Source organism: Leclercia sp. J807 (assembly GCF_009734465.1).
In the GTDB taxonomy this organism is placed as follows: Bacteria; Pseudomonadota; Gammaproteobacteria; order Enterobacterales; family Enterobacteriaceae; genus Enterobacter.
On record NZ_CP046446.1, the window covers coordinates 3,166,586 to 3,188,658 of the forward strand.

18 protein-coding genes are annotated in these 22,073 nt (G+C 57.9%); 4 read left to right on the forward strand and 14 right to left on the reverse strand.

Translation table 11 applies throughout. From position 1 onward, the window contains the following. Window positions 1–8: 8 nt before the first annotated feature. The 5 genes from mglB to GNG26_RS15190 form a co-directional block, all read right to left on the reverse strand. Window positions 9–1,007: a galactose/glucose ABC transporter substrate-binding protein MglB gene (mglB, locus tag GNG26_RS15170; RefSeq protein ID WP_103825019.1), complete on the reverse strand. Its 999-nt coding sequence runs from the start codon at window positions 1,005–1,007 to the stop codon at window positions 9–11. Window positions 1,008–1,298: 291 nt separating this feature from the next. Further along, a complete protein-coding gene (galS, locus tag GNG26_RS15175; RefSeq protein WP_156239380.1) occupies window positions 1,299–2,321 on the reverse strand; it encodes an HTH-type transcriptional regulator GalS in 1,023 nt (340 codons plus the stop codon). Window positions 2,322–2,476: 155 nt separating this feature from the next. Beyond that, the gene (yeiB, locus tag GNG26_RS15180) at window positions 2,477–3,634 is read right to left on the reverse strand and encodes a DUF418 domain-containing protein YeiB (protein ID WP_103825017.1); all 1,158 of its coding nucleotides are present in this window, start codon (window positions 3,632–3,634) and stop codon (window positions 2,477–2,479) included. A gap of 17 nt (window positions 3,635–3,651) precedes the next feature. Continuing rightward, the gene (folE, locus tag GNG26_RS15185) at window positions 3,652–4,320 is read right to left on the reverse strand and encodes a GTP cyclohydrolase I FolE (RefSeq protein WP_103180331.1); all 669 of its coding nucleotides are present in this window, start codon (window positions 4,318–4,320) and stop codon (window positions 3,652–3,654) included. Window positions 4,321–4,437: 117 nt separating this feature from the next. Next, window positions 4,438–5,571, reverse strand: coding sequence for a YbfB/YjiJ family MFS transporter (locus tag GNG26_RS15190; protein ID WP_156239382.1), 1,134 nt, complete (start codon window positions 5,569–5,571; stop codon window positions 4,438–4,440). 140 nt (window positions 5,572–5,711) lie between these two features. Between GNG26_RS15190 and fghA the strand changes: the two genes are divergently transcribed. Then, on the forward strand, window positions 5,712–6,548 hold the full coding sequence (gene fghA, locus GNG26_RS15195; RefSeq protein WP_156239383.1) for an S-formylglutathione hydrolase: 837 nt from the start codon (window positions 5,712–5,714) through the stop codon (window positions 6,546–6,548). A gap of 268 nt (window positions 6,549–6,816) precedes the next feature. Here fghA and cirA read toward each other — a convergent pair whose 3' ends face one another. The 3 genes from cirA to yieE form a co-directional block, all read right to left on the reverse strand. Continuing rightward, window positions 6,817–8,787 carry a catecholate siderophore receptor CirA gene (cirA, locus tag GNG26_RS15200; protein ID WP_156239384.1) on the reverse strand — a complete coding sequence of 657 codons (1,971 nt, stop codon included), beginning with the start codon at window positions 8,785–8,787 and terminating at the stop codon, window positions 6,817–6,819. A 293-nt stretch (window positions 8,788–9,080) separates the two neighbouring features. Continuing rightward, window positions 9,081–10,550 (reverse strand): amino acid permease, encoded by a 1,470-nt coding sequence (locus GNG26_RS15205; RefSeq protein WP_103180338.1) that lies wholly within the window; start codon window positions 10,548–10,550, stop codon window positions 9,081–9,083. 178 nt (window positions 10,551–10,728) lie between these two features. Next, a complete protein-coding gene (gene yieE / locus GNG26_RS15210; RefSeq protein ID WP_103180339.1) occupies window positions 10,729–11,598 on the reverse strand; it encodes a DNA-binding transcriptional regulator YeiE in 870 nt (289 codons plus the stop codon). Between the two features lie 123 nt (window positions 11,599–11,721). On the opposite strand from yieE, the gene GNG26_RS15215 reads away from it, so the two are divergent. The 3 genes from GNG26_RS15215 to GNG26_RS15225 all read left to right on the forward strand — a co-directional run bounded on the left by GNG26_RS15215 (window position 11,722) and on the right by GNG26_RS15225 (window position 14,770). Beyond that, entirely contained in the window at window positions 11,722–12,768 is a 1,047-nt protein-coding gene (locus GNG26_RS15215) for a YeiH family protein (protein ID WP_156239385.1), read from the forward strand. 65 nt (window positions 12,769–12,833) lie between these two features. Beyond that, entirely contained in the window at window positions 12,834–13,694 is an 861-nt protein-coding gene (gene nfo, locus GNG26_RS15220) for a deoxyribonuclease IV (protein ID WP_156239386.1), read from the forward strand. Next, window positions 13,694–14,770 (forward strand): sugar kinase, encoded by a 1,077-nt coding sequence (locus GNG26_RS15225; RefSeq protein ID WP_156240203.1) that lies wholly within the window; start codon window positions 13,694–13,696, stop codon window positions 14,768–14,770. Before nfo ends, GNG26_RS15225 begins: the two co-directional genes overlap by 1 nt. 35 nt (window positions 14,771–14,805) lie before the next feature. On the opposite strand, the gene GNG26_RS15230 is transcribed toward GNG26_RS15225, so the two are convergent. From GNG26_RS15230 to fruB, 6 genes are all read right to left on the reverse strand, one after another. Further along, window positions 14,806–16,059: a NupC/NupG family nucleoside CNT transporter gene (locus GNG26_RS15230; protein ID WP_156239387.1), complete on the reverse strand. Its 1,254-nt coding sequence runs from the start codon at window positions 16,057–16,059 to the stop codon at window positions 14,806–14,808. A 90-nt stretch (window positions 16,060–16,149) separates the two neighbouring features. Continuing rightward, window positions 16,150–17,085 carry a pseudouridine-5'-phosphate glycosidase gene (locus GNG26_RS15235; protein WP_156239388.1) on the reverse strand — a complete coding sequence of 312 codons (936 nt, stop codon included), beginning with the start codon at window positions 17,083–17,085 and terminating at the stop codon, window positions 16,150–16,152. Further along, a complete protein-coding gene (locus GNG26_RS15240; RefSeq protein WP_103825008.1) occupies window positions 17,078–18,013 on the reverse strand; it encodes a pseudouridine kinase in 936 nt (311 codons plus the stop codon). Before GNG26_RS15240 ends, GNG26_RS15235 begins: the two co-directional genes overlap by 8 nt. A 277-nt stretch (window positions 18,014–18,290) precedes the next feature. Beyond that, complete coding sequence (gene fruA / locus GNG26_RS15245; RefSeq protein WP_156239389.1) at window positions 18,291–19,985, reverse strand: PTS fructose transporter subunit IIBC; 1,695 nt, start codon at window positions 19,983–19,985, stop codon at window positions 18,291–18,293. Window positions 19,986–20,001: 16 nt separating this feature from the next. Beyond that, the gene (gene fruK / locus GNG26_RS15250; protein WP_103180352.1) at window positions 20,002–20,940 is read right to left on the reverse strand and encodes a 1-phosphofructokinase; all 939 of its coding nucleotides are present in this window, start codon (window positions 20,938–20,940) and stop codon (window positions 20,002–20,004) included. After that, window positions 20,940–22,070, reverse strand: coding sequence for a fused PTS fructose transporter subunit IIA/HPr protein (gene fruB / locus GNG26_RS15255; RefSeq protein WP_156239390.1), 1,131 nt, complete (start codon window positions 22,068–22,070; stop codon window positions 20,940–20,942). The genes fruK and fruB overlap by 1 nt, the downstream gene beginning before the upstream one ends. Window positions 22,071–22,073 lie beyond the last annotated feature (3 nt).

Sequence of the window (22,073 nt, forward strand, 5' to 3'; positions counted from 1 at the left end):
GCTATAACTTATTTACCGGTGAACTGCGCCAGGTTTTCCTGATCTACGCCAACGTACGGTACACGAACAACTTTGTTGTCAATTTTCCAGTTAGTACCGTCAGCAGCGCCTTTGCCTTCTGCCAGGTTTTTCGCCAGATCGAAGGTGGCTTTCGCCTGGTTGTTGGCATCGTTCAGCACGGTACCGGCCATTGCGCCAGATTTAACCAGTGCCAGCGCTTCTGGCAGGGCATCAACACCAAATACCGGGATAGAGGATTTGTTGTGTGCTTTCAGAGCTTCTACCGCACCCATTGCCATCGCGTCGTTGTTCGCGATAACCACTTCAATTTTGTTCGCGTTCGGGCCGGACAGCCATGCGTCCATCTTGTCTTTCGCCTGAGCGGTATCCCACATTGCGGTATCTAAAGCCAGCTGCTGGGTTTTCAGACCCTTGTCGTTCAGCTCTTTGATAACGTAGGTGGTACGTGCTTCAGCGTCCGGGTGGCCTGGCTCGCCTTTCAGCAGTACGAACTGTACCTGACCGTCTTTGTTCAGATCCCAGTTCGGGTTAGCGGCCCAGTGTTTGGCAATCAGATCGCCCTGAATAATGCCGGATTCTTTGGAGTCGGTACCGACGTAGAAGGCTTTGTCGTAGCTATCCAGCGCTTTGCGGGAAGGTTCTTTGTTGAAGAACACAATCGGCACGTTCTGGCCGCGTGCTTTTTCAATAACGGTGCCTGCTGCTGCCGGGTCAACCAGGTTGATTGCCAGAGCTTTTACGCCTTTCGCCAGCAGAACGTCAATCTGGTCGTTCTGTTTGGACTGGTCATTCTGGGAGTCGTTCATCAGCAGCTGTACGTCTGGTGCGCCAGTACCCTCTTTCTCGATTGCCTTACGCACAACGGACATGAAGTTGTCGTCATACTTATAGATAGTCACACCAATACGGCTATCTGCAGCGTGCGCGGCGGCACCGAAAAGCATGCTTGCCATAACAGCAGACAGAGTCAACACCTTCTTATTCATGATATCTCCGATTTTTATGCAGGGTAGTTCGTGTGAATAAGGCTCGGCGGGCACATGTTAAAGAAACGTTACTGCCGGCCGAAGTCCACTTATAAAATTTCTATCTTCCTTGGTCGGTAACGCTCCAGAATGCGTTTTTTTGGATGTTTAACGAACCTTAGCTATAGCCAAAGTGATTAATCACCGTTACATAGCGTTTCAGTTGCTAAAACGCTGACATCATAGACAGCGCATTGTTAAGTTACTGTGAATTTACTCACAAATTGAAAACGGTTACATCACGGCGAATTATTAGTTAGTGATCGGCACCACAGTTTGCCGAATGGCAACGGAGTGGCGACGCACTAAAGTTGGCATGAAACAGTGTGTTGCATTGATATCCAGCTTCCCGGCGGCCCCCTGTAACGCCAGCTCCGTGGCCAACCGGGCCATGGAGGCGATGGGGTAGCGGACTGTGGTCAGCTGCGGGTCCGTGTAACGGGCAATCGGGATATCATCAAAACCAATCAATGACAGATGCTGTGGCACCGCAATGCCATTGTCTTTCAGCGCCGTGAGTGCGCCCGCCGCCATGCTGTCGTTGTAGGCAAAAACCGCGGTCAACTGCAGGTTGCGCCCGAGCAGCTCCACCATGGCCGCTTCCCCACCCTGCATGTCCGGCGCACCGGTGCCGATCCAGCTGTCTGATCCGGTAATACCCTGTTCCAGCAACGCTTTCTGCCAGCCTTCCCGGCGCATATCGTCGTCCTCAATGCGGTGGCTGGAGGCCAGATAGCCGATGCGCTGATGCCCGTTGTTCATCAGCATCCGCGTGGCCATCATCGCTCCGCTGACGTTATCGAGGCAGACGCAGCGGTGGGCGTAGCCGGGAACGATGCGGTTAATGAGCACCATGCCGGGGATCTGCTCCATGAGGGCAGAAAGCTCCTCGTCGCTCAGGGCTTTTGAATGGACGATCAGGGCGTTACAGCGCTGGCGAATCAGCACCTCAATGGCGTTACGCTCCTTCTCCGCCTCGTGATAGCTGTTGCCGATCAGCACGTTTTTCTGGTGCTCCTGGGCCACCATATCGACGGCTTTTACCAGCGCGCCGAAGAAGGCATCCGACACGTCCATCACCACCACACCGATGGTATCGCTGACCTGGGTCGCCAGCGCCTGGGCGTTCGCATTAGGCCGGTAGCCCAGCGCCGTGACGGCTTTCATCACGCATTCACGCGTCTCCGGACTGACCAGCGCGCTATTGTTGAGAACCCGGGAAACGGTGGCGACAGAAACGCCCGCCTGACGCGCGACGTCACGAATGGTGATCATATTCACCACCCTTATTTAGATTGCAGCGACTCACAGACACCCCCTGTGTTTAGCAAGGTGTCTATTCTGGCAGCGACAAGGCGAGGACTACGTGAAGAAGGTCACAAGGATGAAAACGGTTACATCCGTTTTGTTAATGATTGTGATCCAGATCGTTATCCGGATGTATGGCTTGATGAAACGCCTGACGCACGTATGGTCAATTGCCGCCATACCCATTCCAGCGGCCCCTGACGGAAATGGCGCAGCCAGAGAACAGAGAAAAGAATATTAACCAGCCACACCGGCAGGACAATGCCCAGCAATTGTAGCCGGTCGAACTTCATAAATAAGCCAAGCTGATAGAACAGGGTAGTACAGATCAGCGTCTGTAAAATATAGTTGCTGAGCGCCATGCGCCCCACGCAGGCCACCGCCGTCACCAGCCTGAAACGGCAGAGCTGTGGCCAGTAACCGTAGATGAGCGCGGCATAGCCAATCGTCTGAAACGGCGCGCTCAGCTCGCGCGGCGCCTGCAACAGGAATGCACACCAGCGATAATCCCAGTGCAGATACCACTGGGCGATCACCGCCGGAAGATTGATCGCCAGCCCGATCAGCACCAGCCACATCCCGGTGCGGCGATAGTGGCGCGGACTGAACTCGCCCTTCAGCCAGCCGGTACGCATCAGCGCGGCGCCGATCAGCATCATCCCCGCCAGCTGCCAGCCATACTGTGCGCCGAGCGCCAGTAAGCTGTTGCCAATCATATCCGCCCGGTTGCTGATGGCTTCCAGTCCGCCGCCCAACTTCCAGTACTGCTCATATTGCAGGTTTGCCGCATCCGGTACCCAGGAGCGGTTGGTCGAGCCGCCGGAGATAACCCCCAGCAGCAGCAATATAGCCACGCCGATAAGAAACAGCACCACGCCGGTATTGAAGAGATTTTTGATATCGTGCGCATCGCGGATGATGCGCCAGCAGATCAGCCCTACCAGCCCATAGGCCAGCAGAATGTCGCCATCCCAGAACAGCAGCCCATGAATAAATCCGAACAGCACCAGCAGAGAGAGCCGAGCCTGGATCCAGCGTTTACCGCGTTTCAGTAACAGCTGAAGACCTGCGCCAAACAGCAGCGCAAACAGGGTAAGGAATTTGACCTGGGCAAAGAGATCCAGCACCGCCCATGTCCAGGCGTCGCGGAGAGTGATATCGCCATACCAGGCGGGATTGAGGTAAGCGGCCTTCGGCAAACCGAAGGCGCTTATATTCAGAAGCAGAATACCCAGAATAGCGACGCCACGAACGAAATCCAGCGTGACATTTCTTTCCATGTACCCTGCCCTGACGATTAGCTAACGTGACGGACGGCGCGCAGGAACTCCTGGCGGGTATTCTGGCTCGATTTGAACAGGCCGCCCAGCGAGGTGGTGGTGGTGGCGCTGGTCGCATCACGAATGCCACGCGCTTTCACGCAGTAGTGTACCGCATCAATCGATACCGCCACGTTGTTGGTGCCAAGCAGCGTTTGCAGCGCGATGAGGATCTGCTGGGTTAAACGCTCCTGCACCTGCGGACGCTGGGCAAAGAACTGCACGATACGGTTGATTTTGGACAGGCCAATCACCGCATCTTTCGGGATATAGGCCACGGTTGCTTTACCGTCGATGGTCACAAAGTGATGTTCGCAGGTGCTGGTCAGAGTGATATCGCGCACCGTCACCATCTCATCGACCTTCATTTTGTTTTCAATGACGGTAATTTTCGGGAAATTAGCGTAATCAAGCCCGGAGAAAATCTCATCGACATACATTTTGGCGATGCGACGCGGCGTCTCCATCAGACTGTCATCACTCAAATCGAGATTGAGCAGCTGCATGATTTCGGTCATGTGCCCGGAAATAAGACTTTTACGTGTTTCGTTGTCCATCTCCTGAACCGGTGGGCGCAGCGGCGTTTCAAGGCCGTGTGCTACCAGCGCTTCATGGACGAGGGCAGCTTCTTTACTCATTGATGACATTCTTTTCTCCTGCAGGTGTGGCGCTCTTCTGCCCTCCGTGGGGCAAAATGTGCACTCATTGTGCGCGAGACGGCGAGCATAATCCAGTATTCACCGCGATAATTATTCTAATTGTCGTTACCTTTCAACCTGACGCTGCCAGACCAGTCCGCCCGCAACAAACAATGCGATACCGGCAAGGCCCAGCGCAGGCTCAAGCTGATGGGTAAGCCAGCTCGACAGTGCCGAGGTCATCGGGCCAATTAGCTGCCCGATGGCATAGCCGGTCGTCAGTAACCCGGCCATGTAACGCGTATGATTCGGTGCCAGTTCACGCCCATAGAGCAACGAGAGCTGCACCGCACATAAAAATCCGCCGCCGACCAGCAGCGCACCGGTCACCAGACCGGCCATCCCCGGCATCAGCCAGGCGGCAATCACTCCCACCGCCTGCAACCAGAGCACGATCGCCAGCCGACGATGGGTCGACGCGACGTGGCGCAAGGCTATGCTGAGGGCAATGCCCACCATCGAGGCGACACCAAAAACCGGCCAGACAAACTGGGCAAAGGCGCTACCGGGAAAGCGCAGCGCCGCCATCTGCGACAGAAAGGTCGCCGGGAGGATGTAGCCAAACCCGGCGAGGCTGTAGCTCCAGACCAGACGGCGCAGATCGCGGGTTAGCGTCAGCGGCTCCGGCGTTGTGCCCGGACGATGCAGCTGCCCGGCACGGGGCAGGTAGCGGGCCACCAGCGCGACGAGCACCAGCGCCAGCAGGCCGTAGATTTGCCAGGCAGCGCTGGCGGAGAGCGCCTGCGCCTGGATCCAGACCGCCAGCAGGCCGCTTAAGGCGATCCCCGCCCCCGGCCCGGCAAACACCGCGGCACTCAGGCCCGGCTTGCCAAAATGGGCCAGCCGTTCGTTGGTCCAGGCGGCAATCAACACCATCGACCAGCCGCTCATGCAACCAATCACAAAGCGCAGTAGCCCGTGGATCACCGCATTATCCGCCACGGCGGAGAGCAGCGTCAGCGCCACTGCTCCCCCGATCCCCAGCCACAGACGGCCCTCGACAAACCGGTGCGCGCGCATGGCATCCCACGCTCCCGCCAGATAGCCGAGATAGTTCATCGCCGCCACCAGCCCGGCGCTGGTCAGGGTGAGCTCGCCCGCCGAAATCATCAGCGGCACCTGAGGAGTAAAGGCAAAGCGCCCTATTCCCATCGCCACCACCAGAACCACAAATCCGCTGAGCGCGATACGCAGCGCCATGACCACCCCGATTGTTAAAGTTTCGTAAATTCATGATGCAGGATATGAGGCAAATGCGGAAGTGAAAGTTGCTCACACGTTACTGAATAATCTGTATTATGGCTTTCAATCCCGATCTCACCTTCCTGAAGGAGCCCTGCATGGAACTGCTCGAAGAGCACCACTGTTTTGAAGGTCGACAGCAGCGCTGGCGTCACGACTCCACGGTGCTGAACTGCGCGATGACGTTCAGCATTTTTCTTCCTCCGGCGACCGACGGGGCGAAACCGCCGGTGCTTTACTGGCTCTCTGGCCTGACCTGCAATGATGAGAACTTCACCACCAAAGCGGGCGCCCAGCGCGTGGCGGCCGAACTGGGGATCGCCCTGGTGATGCCGGATACCAGCCCGCGCGGCGACGACGTGGCGGACGATGCCGGATATGATCTGGGTAAAGGCGCCGGGTTCTACCTGAACGCCACCCAGCAGCCCTGGGCGCGTCATTACCGGATGTATGATTATCTGCGCGACGAGCTGCCGGCGCTGATCCAAGCGGAATTTGCAGTAGCCGATCGCTGTGCCATCAGCGGCCATTCGATGGGCGGTCACGGTGCGCTGGTGATGGCGCTGAAAAACCCGGGTAAATATGTCAGCGTCTCGGCGTTTGCGCCTATCGTCAACCCGACGCAGGTGCCGTGGGGGCAGAAAGCCTTTAGCCACTATCTGGGTGAAGATGCTGCAAACTGGCAGGCGTGGGACAGCTGCGCCCTGATGCTGGCCAGCCAGCCGGAACAGGCGATCCCGACGCTTATCGATCAGGGCGATGCCGATCAGTTCCTGGCAAGCCAGCTCCAGCCAGCCGTACTGGCGGAAGCGGCACGGCAAAAAGCCTGGCCGCTGACGTTACGTATCCAGCCGGGGTACGATCACAGCTATTATTTCATTGCGTCGTTTATTGAAGATCATCTGCGCTTCCATGCGCAGCAGTTGTTGAAGTAAGTGCCAGCCTCATGCCCGGTGGCGCTTCGCTTACCGGGCCTACAAAACCCACACCAGCCCGTAGGCCGGGCAAGCGCAGCGCCACCGGCAAACAGACCGCACCAGCCCGTAGGCCGGGCAAGCGCAGCGCCGCCCGGCAAACAGACCGCACCAGCCCGTAGGCCGGGCAAGCGCAGCGCCGCCCGGCAAACAGACCGCACCAGCCCGTAGGCCGGGCAAGCGCAGCGCCGCCCGGCAAACAGACCGCACCGCTCCGGCGATCCCTCGATCAGAACTGGTAATCCACCGCCATAAAGTAACGGCGTCCTTCTTCGGTATAGCTGTAGTCGTCGCGGCTGAGATCTTTATCCAGCAGGTTCATGACGCCCGCACGCAGCTTAACGTTTTTGGTCGCCTGCCATGCGCCACCGGTATTCCACACCACGTAGCCACCCGGCGTAGCCGCGCCATCGGTAATCGCGCGTTTCTCACCCGTGTAATTCCCCTGCACGTAGAAGGACCACGCCTGGGTCGCCTGCCAGTCCAGCGTACCGTTTGCGGTATGGAACGGCAGCTCGGAGAGCGGCTTGTTGCCGCCGTTGCTGATATCACGCCCGTCGTTATAGGTGTAATTCAGCGTCATTCGCCACTCTTCGGCAATCGGGAACTTAATCTCCGTCTCCAGGCCACGGATACGCGCCTTATTGACGTTGTAATAGCGGAACACCGGCTCGCCGTCGGCATTCAGCCCGACATAGTTAGGGTAGCTCTGCGCCTGGCCGACGTTGGCGGTACGGCTGATGCTGATCCGGTCATCAACGTCATTCTGGAAAGCGGTGATGCTCCCCTGAACGCCTTCTAACCAACCCTCTTCCCCGCTGTAGTACAGCCCCAGCTCGAAACTTTCACTGGTTTCTGGTTTCAGATCCGGGCTACCGACAATTTCACAGGCACCGCGGCAGGAGCCGGTGGTCCAGTCCGGACTCAGCTGCAACAGCGACGGCGCCTTGAATGCTGTCGCCCAGCCGCCTTTCACCGTTAGAGTATCGGTGGCGTTATAAACCAGGTAAGCACGCGGGCTCCAGTGGTCGCCGTAGGTTTCATGGTCATCCATGCGCACGCCGGTGGTCAGGGCCAGCGGCTCAAAGATCCGCCATTCATCTTCCAGGAACAGCGCATACTGGCTGGCCGATGTATTACTGCTGTTGCCGCCGGTAAGGTTGACCGGATCTTTCAGCTTATCGTGACGCCACTCTCCGCCAAAGGTCACCAGCTGGTTAATCTCCCCCAACGGCAGGACATATTTACCGTCGATGGAGTTGCTTTCGGAGGTGATCGCGCTGCTGTTGCCCGGATTTTTGTTGTCCACCTTCTCGCCGTAGAATTTCAGCTCGCTGTTGCCCAGCCCCCAGCGGCCATTGTGGCTCAGGGAGTAGTTCTGGCGCTCCAGACGGTTTTTGTCCAGCGAGTCGGAATCCCGATCCTGACGGTCAAAACCATACCCGGCGGTGAAATCGTGGTTATCGTTCGGGGTCCAGGCAAATTCCACGTTGGCATCACGGCTGGTGAAGCCTTCGATACGCGGGGTTTCGCCTGTAGCGCTGGTGGAAGAGGACTGCGGATCGTCTTTATCACGCTGGGAGACGCTGCCGAAGGCTTTCAGGCCGAGAACGCCATCCACCAGCGGGCCGCTGGTATAGAACTGGCCGCCGTAGGTGTCGCCGCGATCGCGATGTTCCTGAATGGTGGTGTCGGCAGTGAGGGTGCCGGTCCATTTCTGGCCGATCTTTTTGGTGATGATATTGACCACGCCGCCCAGAGCATCGGAGCCGTAGAGGGAGGACATTGGCCCGCGCACCACTTCGATGCGCTCGATGGCGTCCACCGGCACCCAGTTGAGATCGAAGTCGTTATGGCGGAACACGGCGTTGCGCGAGTTGACGCGTTTGCCGTCGATCAGGATCAGCGTATAGCTGCTGTCCAGCCCGCGGATACTGACGCCCTTGCGGTTGTCCCCTTCGTTAGTTAACTGCACGCCCGGCACGTCCTGTAACACATCTTTCAGGTTCTGCACTGGCTTACGCTGCAGATCCTGCTGGGTGATGACGCTGATACTGGCGGGGGCATCTTTCAGGTTTTGCTCGTTGGCCGAGGCGGTAACGACCATCGTGTCGCCAGATTCCACCGCCGCAACCGGCAGCGCCAGGGAAAGAGCAGACGCGCACAGCCCTCCCCGAACGAAGGGATTCAACCTAAACATTCCATTTCTCCATGAGGTAAACACAGCAAAATCAAATATGTACTGCTCACATTGCATTGCATGCCGCCCGCTTCTTTGGGCGGGTCGGTCTGGTAATTCTTTGCAGGTGTGGCCGCAACCCCTCCCCTGACCAGGGCGAGAAAGTTGACTCCTTCATCCTTTTGATTACTTTGCTAATGATAAGGCAAACGATAACCATTATCAATTCAATTGTTAAAAGTTATGTCAAGAGAGCATACTGTGGAGAAATAAAAAACCCGCTCGGCTGAGCGGGTTAGAGAGAGGTGGTGCGCTTATTTTTTAAAGCTATTCGGGAATTCCATTTCGCTGTAGCGCACAAACTTCGTTCCCTTCGCCAGCTTGTAACCAAACCAGATGATCAGGAACAGCGGGATACCGATATAGGTGGCCGCTACGCCGCCCCAGTCGATGGTGTCGGCCAGGAAGGCTTCGTAGTTCTGGCCGAGGGTGATGATCAGACAGAGCACAAAGGCGAAGATCGGACCCAGCGGGAAGAAGCCGGAGCGGTATGGCAGGTTGTTAATATCGTAACCCTGCTTCACGTAGCCGCGACGGAAACGGTAGTGGCTGATGGCGATGCCCAGCCAGGCGATAAAGCCCGTCATCCCGGAGGTATTCAGCAGCCACAGGTAGACGGTCTGGTTGCCGAACATCGAGGTCAGGAAGCACAGGCAGGCAATCACGGTGGTGGCGTAGAGCGCGTTACGCGGCACGCCGCCCCGGGAGAGCTTCGCGAAAATACGCGGCGCTTTGCCATCGCAGGCCAGGGAGTAGAGCATACGGGTAGAGGCGTACATCCCGGAGTTACCCGCCGACAGCACCGCCGTCAGGATCACCGCGTTCATAACCGCTGCCGCAGAGAGCAGACCAGCATGCTGGAACACCAGGGTGAACGGGCTGACGCTGATGTCTTTCACATCGTTACGCAGCAGGCTCGGATCGGTGTACGGAATGATCAGGCTGATAATCAGGATGGCGAACACATAGAACAGCAGGATACGCCAGAAGACCTGACGCACCGCGCGCGGGATGTTCTTCTCCGGGTTTTCGGATTCACCCGCCGCGATACCGATCAGTTCGGTCCCCTGGAAGGAGAAGCCGACAATCATCGCCACGCCAATCATCGCCGATAAACCACCCGCAAAAGGTGCATCGCCAACCGTCCAGTTGCTCCAGCCCGCAGGCTCGCTACCCTGGAAGATACCGACGATCATCGCCAGGCCGACGATAATAAAGATGATCACGGTCGCCACTTTGATCAGGGAGAACCAATATTCGGCCTCACCAAAGCCGCGCACGGAGATGTAGTTGAGCAGGAAGATCACCGCCAGGAAGAGCGCGCTCCAGATCCAGCCCGGCGTGTCCGGGAACCACCAGGTCATGACCAGCTGTGCCGCCACCAGGTCCACGGCGATGGTCACCGCCCAGTTGTACCAGTAGTTCCAGCCCAGCGCGAAGCCAAAGCCTTCTTCAACGTATTTCTGACCGTAGGTAGAAAAAGAACCGGATACCGGCATGTACGCCGCCAGTTCACCCAGGCTGGTCATCAGGAAGTAGACCATCAGACCGATCAGGATATAGGAAAAGAGCGCGCCGCCAGGACCCGCTGCTGAAATCGTCGCGCCAGAGGCGACAAAGAGGCCTGTACCGATAGAGCCGCCAATGGCGATCATCGTCAGGTGACGCGCCTTGAGTTCGCGACGTAGCGCGGGCGCTTCTGTGGTTTTAGTTTCGGAAACCATGTGAAAATGCTGTCCATTCAAAAAATGAGGCGCGATTGTAGCAGACGATCGCCGGCTCTTCCGGCACAAATGCCCTGTTATAAGAGAGCTTCATGACCGGTCCAGGATTATAAGTAAAGCAGAGAATAGTATTGATGCGAGTAATGACTACCGGCGGACAAAACGCCGCCGGGCAGGATTACATTTCGCAGTAACGCAGAAAACGCTGGAGGGAATTAGAGAGGTGCTTCTGACGGTGATGGATGCGCCACAGGGTGCGCACCAGCTTATTGGGCAACGGCACGGGGATCTCCACCAGCGTTCCGCTCTCCAGCTGTTCGGCAATCACCCGCCGCGACAGGCAGCTGATGCCAAGACCGTGGCGCACCGCATGTTTGATGGCCTCTGAATTGCCGAGTTCCATGCCCATATGGAACTGCGGCAGATGGGAGAGCAGCAGATAATCGACGATCTCACGCGTGCCTGAGCCCTGCTCGCGTAAAATCCACGGCGCCTGCGCCAGCCGCTCCAGGGTCACCTCCTGCTGTAATAAAGAAGAGGCCGGCGAGGCGAAGACCACCAGCTCATCCTCCAGCCAGGGCTCAGCAATAATGTCGGCGTTGTGGCATGGCCCTTCGATAAGGCCGATATCCACCCGAAAATCGATCACCGCGGTAATCACGTCCTGGCTGTTACCGACGCTCATCTCCAGCGGCAGGGTCGGGAAATCCCGGCGATAGCGGGCAATCACTTCAGGCAGGATATAGTTGCCAATGGTGCTGCTGGCGTAGACACGAATGGCGCCGTTATCCTCGCGAAAGAGCTGTTCGATTTCGACGGTCTGCTCCAGCAACGCCAGCGCGCGCGGGTAGAGCAAACGTCCATGCTCGTTCACCACCAGCCGCTTCCCTACCCGGTCAAAGAGCTGAACCCCCAATTGACCTTCGAGATCGGTGAGCGCAGCGCTGACGGCGGACTGAGAGAGTGCCAGCATCTGAGAAGCCTGGGTGGTCGATCCGCTTTTCAGTACTTCGGCGAAAACTTCAAGCTGGCGTAAGGTAATGTGCATAGTCGCTATCCGGTAGGGTAAGCACTCTGCTTACCACTTATAAAGATTAATTATAAATATATAATCAATTTTATTTTTAAGCCAGTGCGCCGTAACCTTTTAGCCAGAGAAAAGGAGACGGTTATGACAACACTCACCCTACAGCATCATCGTACCGTGTGGCATTACATTCCGGGCCTGGCGCTGAGCGCGCTGGTCACCGGTGTCGCATTATGGGGCGGCAGCATCCCGGCAGTTGCAGGCGCCGGATTCAGCGCCCTGACCCTGGCTATCCTGCTGGGGATGGTCGTCGGAAATACGGTTTATCCGCAGATCTACAAGCCGTGCGACGGCGGCGTTATCTTCGCCAAGCAGCATCTGCTGCGACTCGGGATCATCCTGTATGGCTTTCGTCTGACCTTCGCGCAGATTGCCGACGTCGGGGTAAGCGGTATTGCGATTGATATTTTAACCCTCTCGAGCACCTTTTTACTGGCCTGCTTTATCGGCCAGAAGGTGTTCGGGCTCGACAAACAGACCAGCTGGCTGATTGGTGCGGGCAGCAGCATCTGCGGCGCCGCAGCGGTGCTGGCCACCGAGCCGGTGGTAAAGGCCGAGTCCAGCAAGGTGACCGTGGCGGTGGCGACGGTGGTGATCTTCGGTACGCTGGCGATCTTCCTCTATCCGGCCATGTATCCGCTGGTAGCCCACTGGTTTAGCCCGGAAACCTACGGCATCTACATCGGTTCGACGATGCATGAGGTCGCCCAGGTGGTCGCGGCGGGTCACGCCATCAGCCCGGATGCGGAGAACGCCGCGGTGATCGCCAAAATGCTGCGGGTGATGATGCTGGCGCCGTTCCTGCTGATTCTGGCCGCAAGGGTGAAACAGCTTGCGCCAGCGGGCAACGGCGAGAAGAGCAAAATCACCATCCCGTGGTTTGCGATCCTGTTTATTGTGGTCGCGGTGTTTAACTCGTTTCATCTGCTGCCCAAAGCGGTCGTGGATATGCTGGTGACGCTGGATACCATCCTGTTGGCGATGGCGATGGCGGCGCTGGGCTTAACCACCCACGTCAGCGCCCTGAAAAAAGCCGGGGCGAAACCGCTGCTGATGGCGCTGCTGCTCTTTGTCTGGCTGATTGTCGGCGGGGGCGCCATTAACCTGGTGGTGCATAGCCTGATGGCATAAACCGCTGTAGCCTTATCCTGTTAACCCGCTATCATATGCGTTTGCGGGTTAACAGGAGTCCCTTTATGAAATATGTTGGAGCGCACGTCAGCGCTGCCGGCGGTCTGGCAAATGCCGCTATTCGCGCCGCCGAAATCGAGGCGACCGCTTTCGCCCTGTTCACCAAAAATCAGCGCCAATGGCGCGCCGCGCCGTTAACCACTCAGGTGATTGATGAGTTCAAAGCGGCCTGCGAAAAATACCATTTCTCCCCCGGCCAGATCCTGCCCCACGACAGTTTCCTGATTAACCTCGGTCACCCGGTCCAGGAGGCGCTGGACAAATCCCGTGCAGCCTTCCTTGATGAGGTACAGCGCTGCGAGCAGCTCGGCCTGACGCTGCTGAACTTCCATCCCGGCAGCCATCTGGCACAAATCGACGAAGAGGAATGCCTGGCGCGGATCGCCGAGTCGATCAATATCGTGCTGGCACAGACCCAGGGAGTGACGGCGGTGATTGAAAATACCGCAGGCCAGGGCAGCAACCTCGGTTTTCGCTTTGAGCATCTGGCGGCCATCATCGACGCCGTAGAAGATAAATCCCGCATCGGCGTCTGCATTGATACCTGCCACGCCTTTGCCGCCGGTTACGACCTGCGCAGCGCGGAAGCGTGTGCGAAAACCTTCGCCGAGTTCGAGCGCGTCGTGGGCTTTGAGTACCTGCGTGGTATGCACCTCAACGACGCGAAAAGCACCTTTGGCAGCCGCGTTGACCGTCACCATAGCCTGGGGGAAGGCAACATCGGCCATGATGCGTTCCGCTTTATCATGCAGGATCCGCGTTTCGACAACATTCCGCTGGTGCTGGAAACCATCAACCCGGATATCTGGGCGGAAGAGATTGCCTGGCTGAAAGCGCAACAGCATGCCGAGGCCACCGCAGAATGATGAACGAAAGGGAAAAGCAGATCCTGAAGATCCTGCGGCGCAACCCCCTTATTCAGCAGCATGAAATCGCCCAGATCCTCGATATCAGCCGCTCCCGCGTCGCTGCGCACATTATGGACCTGATGCGCAAGGGGGCGATCAAGGGCAAAGGCTATATCCTGACCGAACAGGATTATTGCGTGGCGCTCGGCGCCATCAATATGGATATTCGCGGGGTGGCCGATATTCGTTTTCCTGAACCCTCCTCCCATCCGGGGGCCATTCAGTGCGCGGCGGGCGGCGTGGCGCGTAACATCGCCCATAACCTCGCGCTGCTGGGGCGCGAGGTGCACCTGATCTCTGCCGTGGGCAGCGATTTTTATGGCGAAACCCTGCTGGAGCAGACCCGCCAGGCGGGCGTTAACGTGCAGAGCACCATCCGCCTGCACGGACAAAGCACCGCAACCTATCTGTCGATTGCCAGTCCGCAGGACGACACTGTGCTGGCGATCAATGACACCCATATCCTGCAGGGGCTGACGCCGCAGCTGCTGAACCAGTCGCGCGAGCTGCTGGCCCATGCGGGCGTGGTGCTGGCCGACTGTAACCTCACTACGGAAGCGCTGGAGTGGGTCTTTACCCTCGCCGGGGATGTGCCGGTGTTTGTCGACACGGTTTCAGAATTTAAAGCCGACAGGATCAAACCCTGGCTGTCGCGCATCCATACCCTGAAGCCGACGCTGAAGGAGCTGCAGATCCTGGCGGAGTGCGAGGATCGCAAGAGCGCCCTCGCCGTCCTGCATGAGAAAGGGGTGCAGCGGATTGTGGTCTGTCTGGAAGATGATTCGGTGCTGTGCAGTGAGCAGGGCGCGGAGCCGCTTCTGCTGACGCCCCCCACCCACCCGGTGGTTGACCGCTTTGGTGCCGATGACGCCTTTATGGCGGGGTTGATTTATGCCTTCCTCGATGGGAGCGATTTTACGGAGAGTGCCCGATTCGCGGGTGCCTGCGCGGCGCTCTCCCGCGCCAGTGAGAGTATCAATAACCCGACGCTGTCGGTAGATAACGTCCTGTCGCTACTGGACAGCCAGCCGTAAACAGGCCGGGTAGTTGCCCTACCCGGCCTGCGTCACTAGCCTGCTAAACCAATAAAGAAGCCCGCAATGGTGGCGCTCATCAGGTTAGAGAGCGTGGCCGCCACCAGTGCCCGCACGCCCAGCTGGGCAATCTCCGGGGCGCGCTGGGGCGATACCGCAGAAAAGGCCCCTACCACCACCCCAATCGAGCCGAAGTTGGCAAAGCCGCACAGGGCAAAAGAGATGATGGCGATGGTCTTCACATCCAGCTGCCCGGCGGTTTGCAGATACGGCGAGAAGTTGAGATAGGCAACAAATTCGTTAATCGCCAGCTTCTGCCCAATCAGGCTGCCTGCAAGCGTCGCATCCTGCCATTCGACCCCCATGATCCACGCCAGTGGCGCGAGGGCATAACCAAACAGCCCCTCAAGGCTCAGGCTTTCCATGCCAAACCAGCCGCCAATGCCGCCCAGAATACCGTTCAGCAGGGCGATGATCGCCACAAAGGCCATTACCACCGTCGCAACCCCGGCGGCGATTTTCAACCCGGTCATCGCCCCGGTCGCCGCGGCTTCGATAATGCTTTTCGGCGGCGTGTCGCTGAACGACAGATTCTCGAAGGTGACCTGTGACGCCTCCGTGGCCGGGCTCAGCAGACGGGCAAATAGGATCCCGCCAGGGATCGCCATCAGTGAGGCGGCGAGCAGGTAATCAATCGGCACCCCCATCCCGGCGTAGCCAATCAGCATCGAACCGGCAATCGACGCCATCCCGCTGCAGATAGCGGTAAACAGCTCGTTGCGGTTCAGCTTATCGACGAAAGGTTTCACGATCGCCGGGATCTCGTTCTGGCCGAGGAAGATGGTGGTCACCGCCACGAAGGATTCGATTTTACTGATACGCAGCGCTCTCTGGAAAATGCCACCCAGCACGCGGATCAGCAGCCCCATCACCCCGATGTAGTAGAGCAGGCTGATCAGCGCGGTGACAAAGATGATGGCGGGCAGTACCCGGAAGGCAAAGACGAACCCGGCGCCGTCAAACAGGGTGTCCATTTTGGGCCCCACCAGCGCGCCAAAGATAAAGGCGCTGCCGGCATCGCTGTAGGACATGACTTTACTGACCCCGATGGCGGCCTGCTCCACCAGCCATTTGCCGGGTGGGAAATAGAGCATGATGCCGCCAATTGCCACCTGCAAAATGAAAGCGGCGCCAACGGTACGCAGGCTGATACGGCGTTTATTGACCGACAGGAGGAAGGCTATCGCCAACAGAACCGCCATACCCAGCAGACTTCTCATTACGTCCATAATGATTTCCTTACCTGAAAACCCGGCGACTGGCCGGGTATCCGTGATTCCACTGTGAGGACAGGCGACGGCAAACTGCCTGTGAAAAGGTTACGCGATGCGCTGGTACGCCTTCGCGATATCGCAGGCCAGGCGGGCGTTGTTAAAGACCAGCTGAATATTGGATTTCAGGCTGTCGCCACCGGTCAGTTCCGCCACGCGAGCCAGCAGGAACGGCGTGCTGGCTTTGCCGGTCACGCCCTGCTCTTCCGCTTCCCGCACGGCCTGGTCGATAGCCGCGTTAATGGTCTCTTCAGGCATCGCAAACTGTTCCGGGATGGGATTCGCCACCACCAGGCCACCGTTCAGGCCGGTCTGCCATTTCACCGCCATTGCGCGCGCGATGGCTTCAGCGCTGTCGAGACGGATGCTGACCTCAAACGGACTGGTGCGACAGAAAAAGGCTGGCAGGGACTGGGTCTGATAACCAATTAACGGTACGCCGTTGGTTTCCAGATATTCAGTGGTTAACCCGAGGTCGAGAATAGATTTTGCCCCGGCGCAAACCACAGCAACATTGGTTTTCGCCAGCTCCTGTAAATCGGCAGAAATATCAAACGTGTGTTCCGCACCGCGGTGTACGCCGCCAATTCCGCCGGTAGCAAAAACCTTAATCCCGGCCATCGCCGCAATAATCATGGTTGAGGCAACCGTCGTCGCGCCATTTATTCCTGCGGCGACCACAAAAGGTAAATCCCGGCGGCTGACTTTAGTCACGGCATGGCCTTCACGGCCTAACAGTTCAATCTCTTCTTTGCTGAGCCCCACTTTCATTACGCCACGAATAATGGCGATAGTGGCGGGAATAACTCCCTGCTGGCGGATCGCATCTTCAACTTCCAGCGCCGTCTGGGCATTTTGCGGGAAAGGCATGCCGTGAGAAATAATGGTAGATTCAAGCGCTACAATCGGTTTGTTATTATTTAAAGCGTCCTGAACCTCAGGAGAAATTTGCAGGAACTCAGCAGATAATTTTAATTCAGACATGTTCTCTCTCCATTAATGCATTAACGTTTTCAGCCGATAAATCAGGGTTATTGGTATATACGGAAGCCAGCGCCAGCGACGAGCAGCCTTGGGCAAAACGAACGGAATGGGCAAATGTGGCCCCTTCCAGCCAGCAGAAGGCGAGCCCCGCCATCATCGCATCGCCCGCGCCGGTGACATTGACAAGCTGGGTTTTAAACGGGGCAGACCAGCCGCTTTCGCCTCCTTTCTCGCTGTAATAAACGCCGTCGCCGCCCATGCTCAATACCAGCCGAAACAGGCCATGCTGGTGAAACCAGGCCGCAACTTTCGGGGCATCCGCCGCGCAGGAGAGCGGGATGCCGCTCAGGGTTTCGGCTTCAATCCGGTTGGGCTTCAGCGTGTGGATATGGCCCAGCCAGTCGCGCACTTTGTTGCATTTCCAGGCCGAGACGGGGTCAACGAACACCGGTGCCTGGCCTGCATTTTCAAATATCCAGCCCAGCGCAGATTCACTGAGATTGCAGTCGATCACCACCGCTTTTGCCGCACGCAGAAAGGCCAGGTGGTGGGCCAGATAGTCCGGATTGATGTAGTCAGAAATAGCCATATCATTAATGGCTACCAGCATTTCGCCGGTATTATCCAGCAAGGATAAATAACTGGAGGTGCCTTCGCCCGCGATCACCTGGCATTTTTCCACCTGTACGCCAGCGGCCTGGGTTTGTGATAGCAGCGACTGACCGTAAAAGTCATCGCCGACAGCAGAAAGTAGCCAGACATTTTTTCCCAGCAAGGCAAGATTTTGCGCAATATTCCGCCCAACACCGCCGGGGGTAAATTTAATTTTCCCTGGGTTAGAGTCCGCATAATTAAGCGAGGCGTTTGAATACCCCGCAACATCCATATTCGCAGAACCAATAACAGCAATATAATCCTTTTCACGCATAGAACATCCTCTGGCACGCAGGCCATCGCAATGATAATTAAGCGAGGGAGTGACTTTAATTTATATTAGAGCACATGTTTATATGTGAACACGTGTTCATAGTATGCGTAAGAAGGGGAAAGTAAAGCGGTGGGAAAGAGGGTGTGAAAGGGTTATGAACAGAATCACAATTTTTTGTAGATAACTTTTTCTTGTCTCCAAAAAACTGCGAGCAGCAGCACGATTAAAGGCAAAAAAAAGGGCAGAGTCGCCTCTGCCCTTTTCGGATGGTGAGAGATTATGCTGCTTTCGCCGCAACCGCTTCAGCTTCCGGGCGTTTCAGCACCGCGTAAGAGAGGCCTGCCACCAGGGTGCCGGCGATAATCGCAAACAGGTAACCCAGCACTGGCGTAATCGCACCCGGGATTAACAGAACAAACAGACCGCCGTGCGGCGCCATCAGTTTCGCGCCAATCGCCATGGAGATAGCACCGGTTACCGCGCCACCGACGATACAACATGGCAGCACGCGCATCGGGTCACGGGCAGCGAACGGAATCGCCCCTTCGGTGATAAAGCACAGGCCCAGTACCAGCGCCGCTTTACCGCCTTCCTGCTGCGCCTTGTCGAACTTACGACGGGCAACGATGGTCGCCAGGCCCAGCGCCAGCGGTGGCACCATACCCGCCGCCATAATGGCAGCCATTGGCGCATAGGTCTGGGTACTCAGCAGGCCGACACCGAAGGCGTAAGATGCTTTGTTCACCGGACCACCCATATCGGTACACATCATCGCACCGAGGATCGCACCCAGCAGGACCGCATTGGCGGTGCCCATGGTTTGCAGCCAGTGGGTCAGGCCTTCGAGGATACTCGCAACCGGCTTACCGATCAGGTAGATCATCGCCAGGCCAACCACCAGGCTGGAGATCAGCGGAATGATCAGGATCGGTTTCAGGGCTTCCATGCTCTGCGGCAGTTTCAGCTTCGAGCTAATCAGCTTCGCCATGTAGCCTGCGAGGAAGCCCGCGATGATCCCGCCGATAAAGCCAGAGCCGGTGCTCACGGCCAGCATACCGCCAATCAGACCTGGAGTCAGACCCGGACGGTCAGCAATTGAGAACGCAATGTAACCCGCCAGGACCGGCACCATCAGCGCGAACGCCGAGCCGCCGCCAATCTGCATCAGCGCCGCCGCCAGGGTACCCGGCTCTTTAAAGGCTTCGATACCAAAGGCGAAGGAGAGCGCGATACAGAGACCGCCCGCCACCACCATCGGCAGCATATAGGAGACGCCCGTCAGCAGGTGACGATACGCGCCAGCGGACTCTTTTTTGCCTTCAGAAGCCGTAGACGCAGTGTTGCCGGCAGGCTGGAACGGTTTCGCTTCAGCCTGGGCTTTGTCCAGCTCTTGCGCGGTTTTCTTCAGCGCCAGACCGGTAGAGGTGCGGTACATCGGCTTACCGGCAAACTTCGCCAGATCCACTTCGATATCTGCCGCCACAATCACCAGATCCGCAGCCGCCACCTCTTCCGGGGTGATCGCATTACCTGCGCCTACGGAGCCGCGGGTTTCGACTTTTACCCACCAGCCGCGTTTTTTGGCTTCGGTTTCAATGGCTTCCGCCGCCATAAAGGTGTGCGCTACGCCGGTCGGGCAGGCGGTAACCGCCACCACGCGTTTCGGACCCGCAGCAACAGCCGTCTCCGCCGCCGCGACAGGTGCGGTATAGAGTGCCGCATGGCCTTTCGCTTCGCTCAGGAACAGTTCCGGGTGTGCAACGGCGCGGTTGATATCGCCCAGCCACACTTTTTTACCGTTCAGCGAGCTGTCCGCCGGGATTTTGTCGCCCAGGACGATAACCAGTTCGGCATCGCCCGGGTTGTCGATGAAATCAAGGTGTGCTTTATGTCCCGCCGAACTCAGCAGGGTTTTCGCCATATAGGCGCGCGCCTGTCCGAGTGCAGAGTCAATAATCAGCAGCGTTTTCATTATGCCTCTCCTGCTGTCAGTTAAAGGGTTTTAAGTCAACGCGCGCCATCATCGCGGCCAACTGGGTACGATCGGTAATACCGACATTGCTCTGGCTGACGGCCAGGGCTGCAACGGCGGTGGCAAGACGTAAAGTATGTTCACTGGATTCGCGCATCAGCAGGCCATAAATCAGCCCGCCAACCATCGAGTCGCCGGCACCGACGGTGCTGACCACTTCCATCGACGGTGGTTTCGCGATCCATTCGCCGGAGGCGTTAACCCACAGCGCGCCCTCTGCCCCCAGGGAGATGACCACATGAGCGATACCCTGCTCACGCAGCGCATGGGCGGCTTCAATCACATCCTTTAATTCTGGCAGCTTACGGCCTGCCCAGATCTCAAGTTCGCGACGATTAGGTTTCACCAGCCACGGTGCGGCTTTCAGCCCCGCCACCAGCGCATCGCGGCTGCTGTCAAAGATGATGCATGGGCACTGGCTGCGCAGACGCGTCATCCAGTCGGTAAAGGCTTCCGGGCTGACGCCGGACGGCAGACTGCCGCTGACGCAAACCATGTCGAACTGACCCAGCCAGCTCAGGGAGTCATTCACAAAACGTTCCCAGTCGGCCTGGGTGACTTCAAAACCGGAGAAGTTCAGGTCGGTGACTTCGCCATCTTTCTCGGTCAGCTTCACGTTGATGCGGGTACGACCCTGCACCACCTGGAAACGGTTGGCGATCCCCAGCTCGCTGAACAGCTGCTGGAAACCATCCTGGTTGTCTTTGCCGAGGAAACCGCCGACGGTAACGTCGATGCCCAGATCCTTCAGCACTTTGGCAACGTTAATCCCTTTACCTGCCGCGTGCAGGCCAGTGGTACGCACGAGGTTGACTTCGCCGCGTTCAATTTCTGGGCAAAAGCCCACGAGGTCGTAAGCCGGGTTCAGCGTAATAGTGGCAACACGTCTGCTCATTATGCGCCCTCCCCCAGACCCGCCGCGATGGCTTCGCCAATCGCTTTCAGCGCCTGTTCAGCATCCGCACCCTGCGCGGTGAAGCGCAGGCGATGGCCTTTCTTCACGCCCAGCGCCACGACTTTCATCAGGCTGCGGCCGTTGGCCGGTTTACCGCTACCGTCGAGGTTGGTGACGGTCACGTCGCTGTTGAACTGTTTAATGGTATTGACCAGCATGGTGCCCGGACGGGCGTGCAGGCCGTGTTCGTTGCGCACGACAAACTCGGCGCTCAGCAGTTCATCGGTGTTCACATCATCGCTGGTCAGCAGCGCCAGCAGGGTCGCGGCGTCCGCTTTCAGCAGTTGTTCAGCTTTTTTGTTCAGCAGCAGGTCGCCGAGGCGCTTCAGCACCTCAACCGGCTGTTCATCGGCCATGGCGACGGTCACCAGCATCGCCGTGGTTTCACCGGCGGTATCGAATGCGGTTGCCGCACGGCTGACGGCGATCGCGCTGCGCAGGTTGCCTTCAGCACAGTCGTTCAGCCAGACGCCCTGACCGAGATTCAGCGGTTTGTCGTTAATGGCATGAGCAACGAAGGCGGTATCCACTGCACCAGCCTCTTTCAGGCGACCGGCGTTCAGCGCCTGTAAGGTCACCAGATCGGAGGCGGCTACGTCGAGCGTCAGTGTCTCGTTATCCAGCTTCAGGGCTTCGCTCTGCTTCTCACCCATCAGCAGGGCGCGAAGCTCTTCGGCGGTGGTGGCGGATTTCAGCTGTTCAGCCACGGCGTCGTCGCTCAGGACGTGCGTCAGCTGACGCAGCAGACCGAGGTGCTCATCGCTGCTGGCGGCAATGCCGATGGCGACATAGGCCACCTGCCCTTCGCCCCAGAGCACGCCCTGCGGGAACTGATAGACCTGAACACCGGTTTTCAGCACCTGATCGCGGGTATCGGTGGTGCCATGCGGAATGGCGATGCCATTGCCAAGGAAAGTAGAAGTCTGCTGCTCACGCGCCAACATGCCGTCAACGTAGCCGTTGGCGACGTTGCCCGCCTGCACCAGCGCGGCGGCGATCTGCCGGATAGCCTCTTCTTTAGTACCGGCCTGTTCGCCGGGATGAATGTCCTGTACGGATAACTGGAACATGGT

What these genes read in the sequence shown, in the direction of transcription:
- GNG26_RS15230 (WP_156239387.1), bottom strand. Translation starts at nt 16,059, where the DNA reads ATGGACGTAATGAGAAGTCTGCTGGGTATGGCGGTTCTGTTGGCGATA.
- cirA (WP_156239384.1), bottom strand. Translation starts at nt 8,787, where the DNA reads ATGTTTAGGTTGAATCCCTTCGTTCGGGGAGGGCTGTGCGCGTCTGCT.
- mglB (WP_103825019.1), bottom strand. Translation starts at nt 1,007, where the DNA reads ATGAATAAGAAGGTGTTGACTCTGTCTGCTGTTATGGCAAGCATGCTT.
- fruK (WP_103180352.1), bottom strand. Translation starts at nt 20,940, where the DNA reads ATGAGCAGACGTGTTGCCACTATTACGCTGAACCCGGCTTACGACCTC.
- fruA (WP_156239389.1), bottom strand. Translation starts at nt 19,985, where the DNA reads ATGAAAACGCTGCTGATTATTGACTCTGCACTCGGACAGGCGCGCGCC.
- GNG26_RS15235 (WP_156239388.1), bottom strand. Translation starts at nt 17,085, where the DNA reads ATGTCTGAATTAAAATTATCTGCTGAGTTCCTGCAAATTTCTCCTGAG.
- fruB (WP_156239390.1), bottom strand. Translation starts at nt 22,070, where the DNA reads ATGTTCCAGTTATCCGTACAGGACATTCATCCCGGCGAACAGGCCGGT.
- yieE (WP_103180339.1), bottom strand. Translation starts at nt 11,598, where the DNA reads ATGCACATTACCTTACGCCAGCTTGAAGTTTTCGCCGAAGTACTGAAA.
- GNG26_RS15190 (WP_156239382.1), bottom strand. Translation starts at nt 5,571, where the DNA reads ATGGCGCTGCGTATCGCGCTCAGCGGATTTGTGGTTCTGGTGGTGGCG.
- nfo (WP_156239386.1), top strand. Translation starts at nt 12,834, where the DNA reads ATGAAATATGTTGGAGCGCACGTCAGCGCTGCCGGCGGTCTGGCAAAT.
- folE (WP_103180331.1), bottom strand. Translation starts at nt 4,320, where the DNA reads ATGTCATCAATGAGTAAAGAAGCTGCCCTCGTCCATGAAGCGCTGGTA.
- GNG26_RS15225 (WP_156240203.1), top strand. Translation starts at nt 13,694, where the DNA reads ATGAACGAAAGGGAAAAGCAGATCCTGAAGATCCTGCGGCGCAACCCC.
- fghA (WP_156239383.1), top strand. Translation starts at nt 5,712, where the DNA reads ATGGAACTGCTCGAAGAGCACCACTGTTTTGAAGGTCGACAGCAGCGC.
- GNG26_RS15215 (WP_156239385.1), top strand. Translation starts at nt 11,722, where the DNA reads ATGACAACACTCACCCTACAGCATCATCGTACCGTGTGGCATTACATT.
- GNG26_RS15240 (WP_103825008.1), bottom strand. Translation starts at nt 18,013, where the DNA reads ATGCGTGAAAAGGATTATATTGCTGTTATTGGTTCTGCGAATATGGAT.
- yeiB (WP_103825017.1), bottom strand. Translation starts at nt 3,634, where the DNA reads ATGGAAAGAAATGTCACGCTGGATTTCGTTCGTGGCGTCGCTATTCTG.
- galS (WP_156239380.1), bottom strand. Translation starts at nt 2,321, where the DNA reads ATGATCACCATTCGTGACGTCGCGCGTCAGGCGGGCGTTTCTGTCGCC.
- GNG26_RS15205 (WP_103180338.1), bottom strand. Translation starts at nt 10,550, where the DNA reads ATGGTTTCCGAAACTAAAACCACAGAAGCGCCCGCGCTACGTCGCGAA.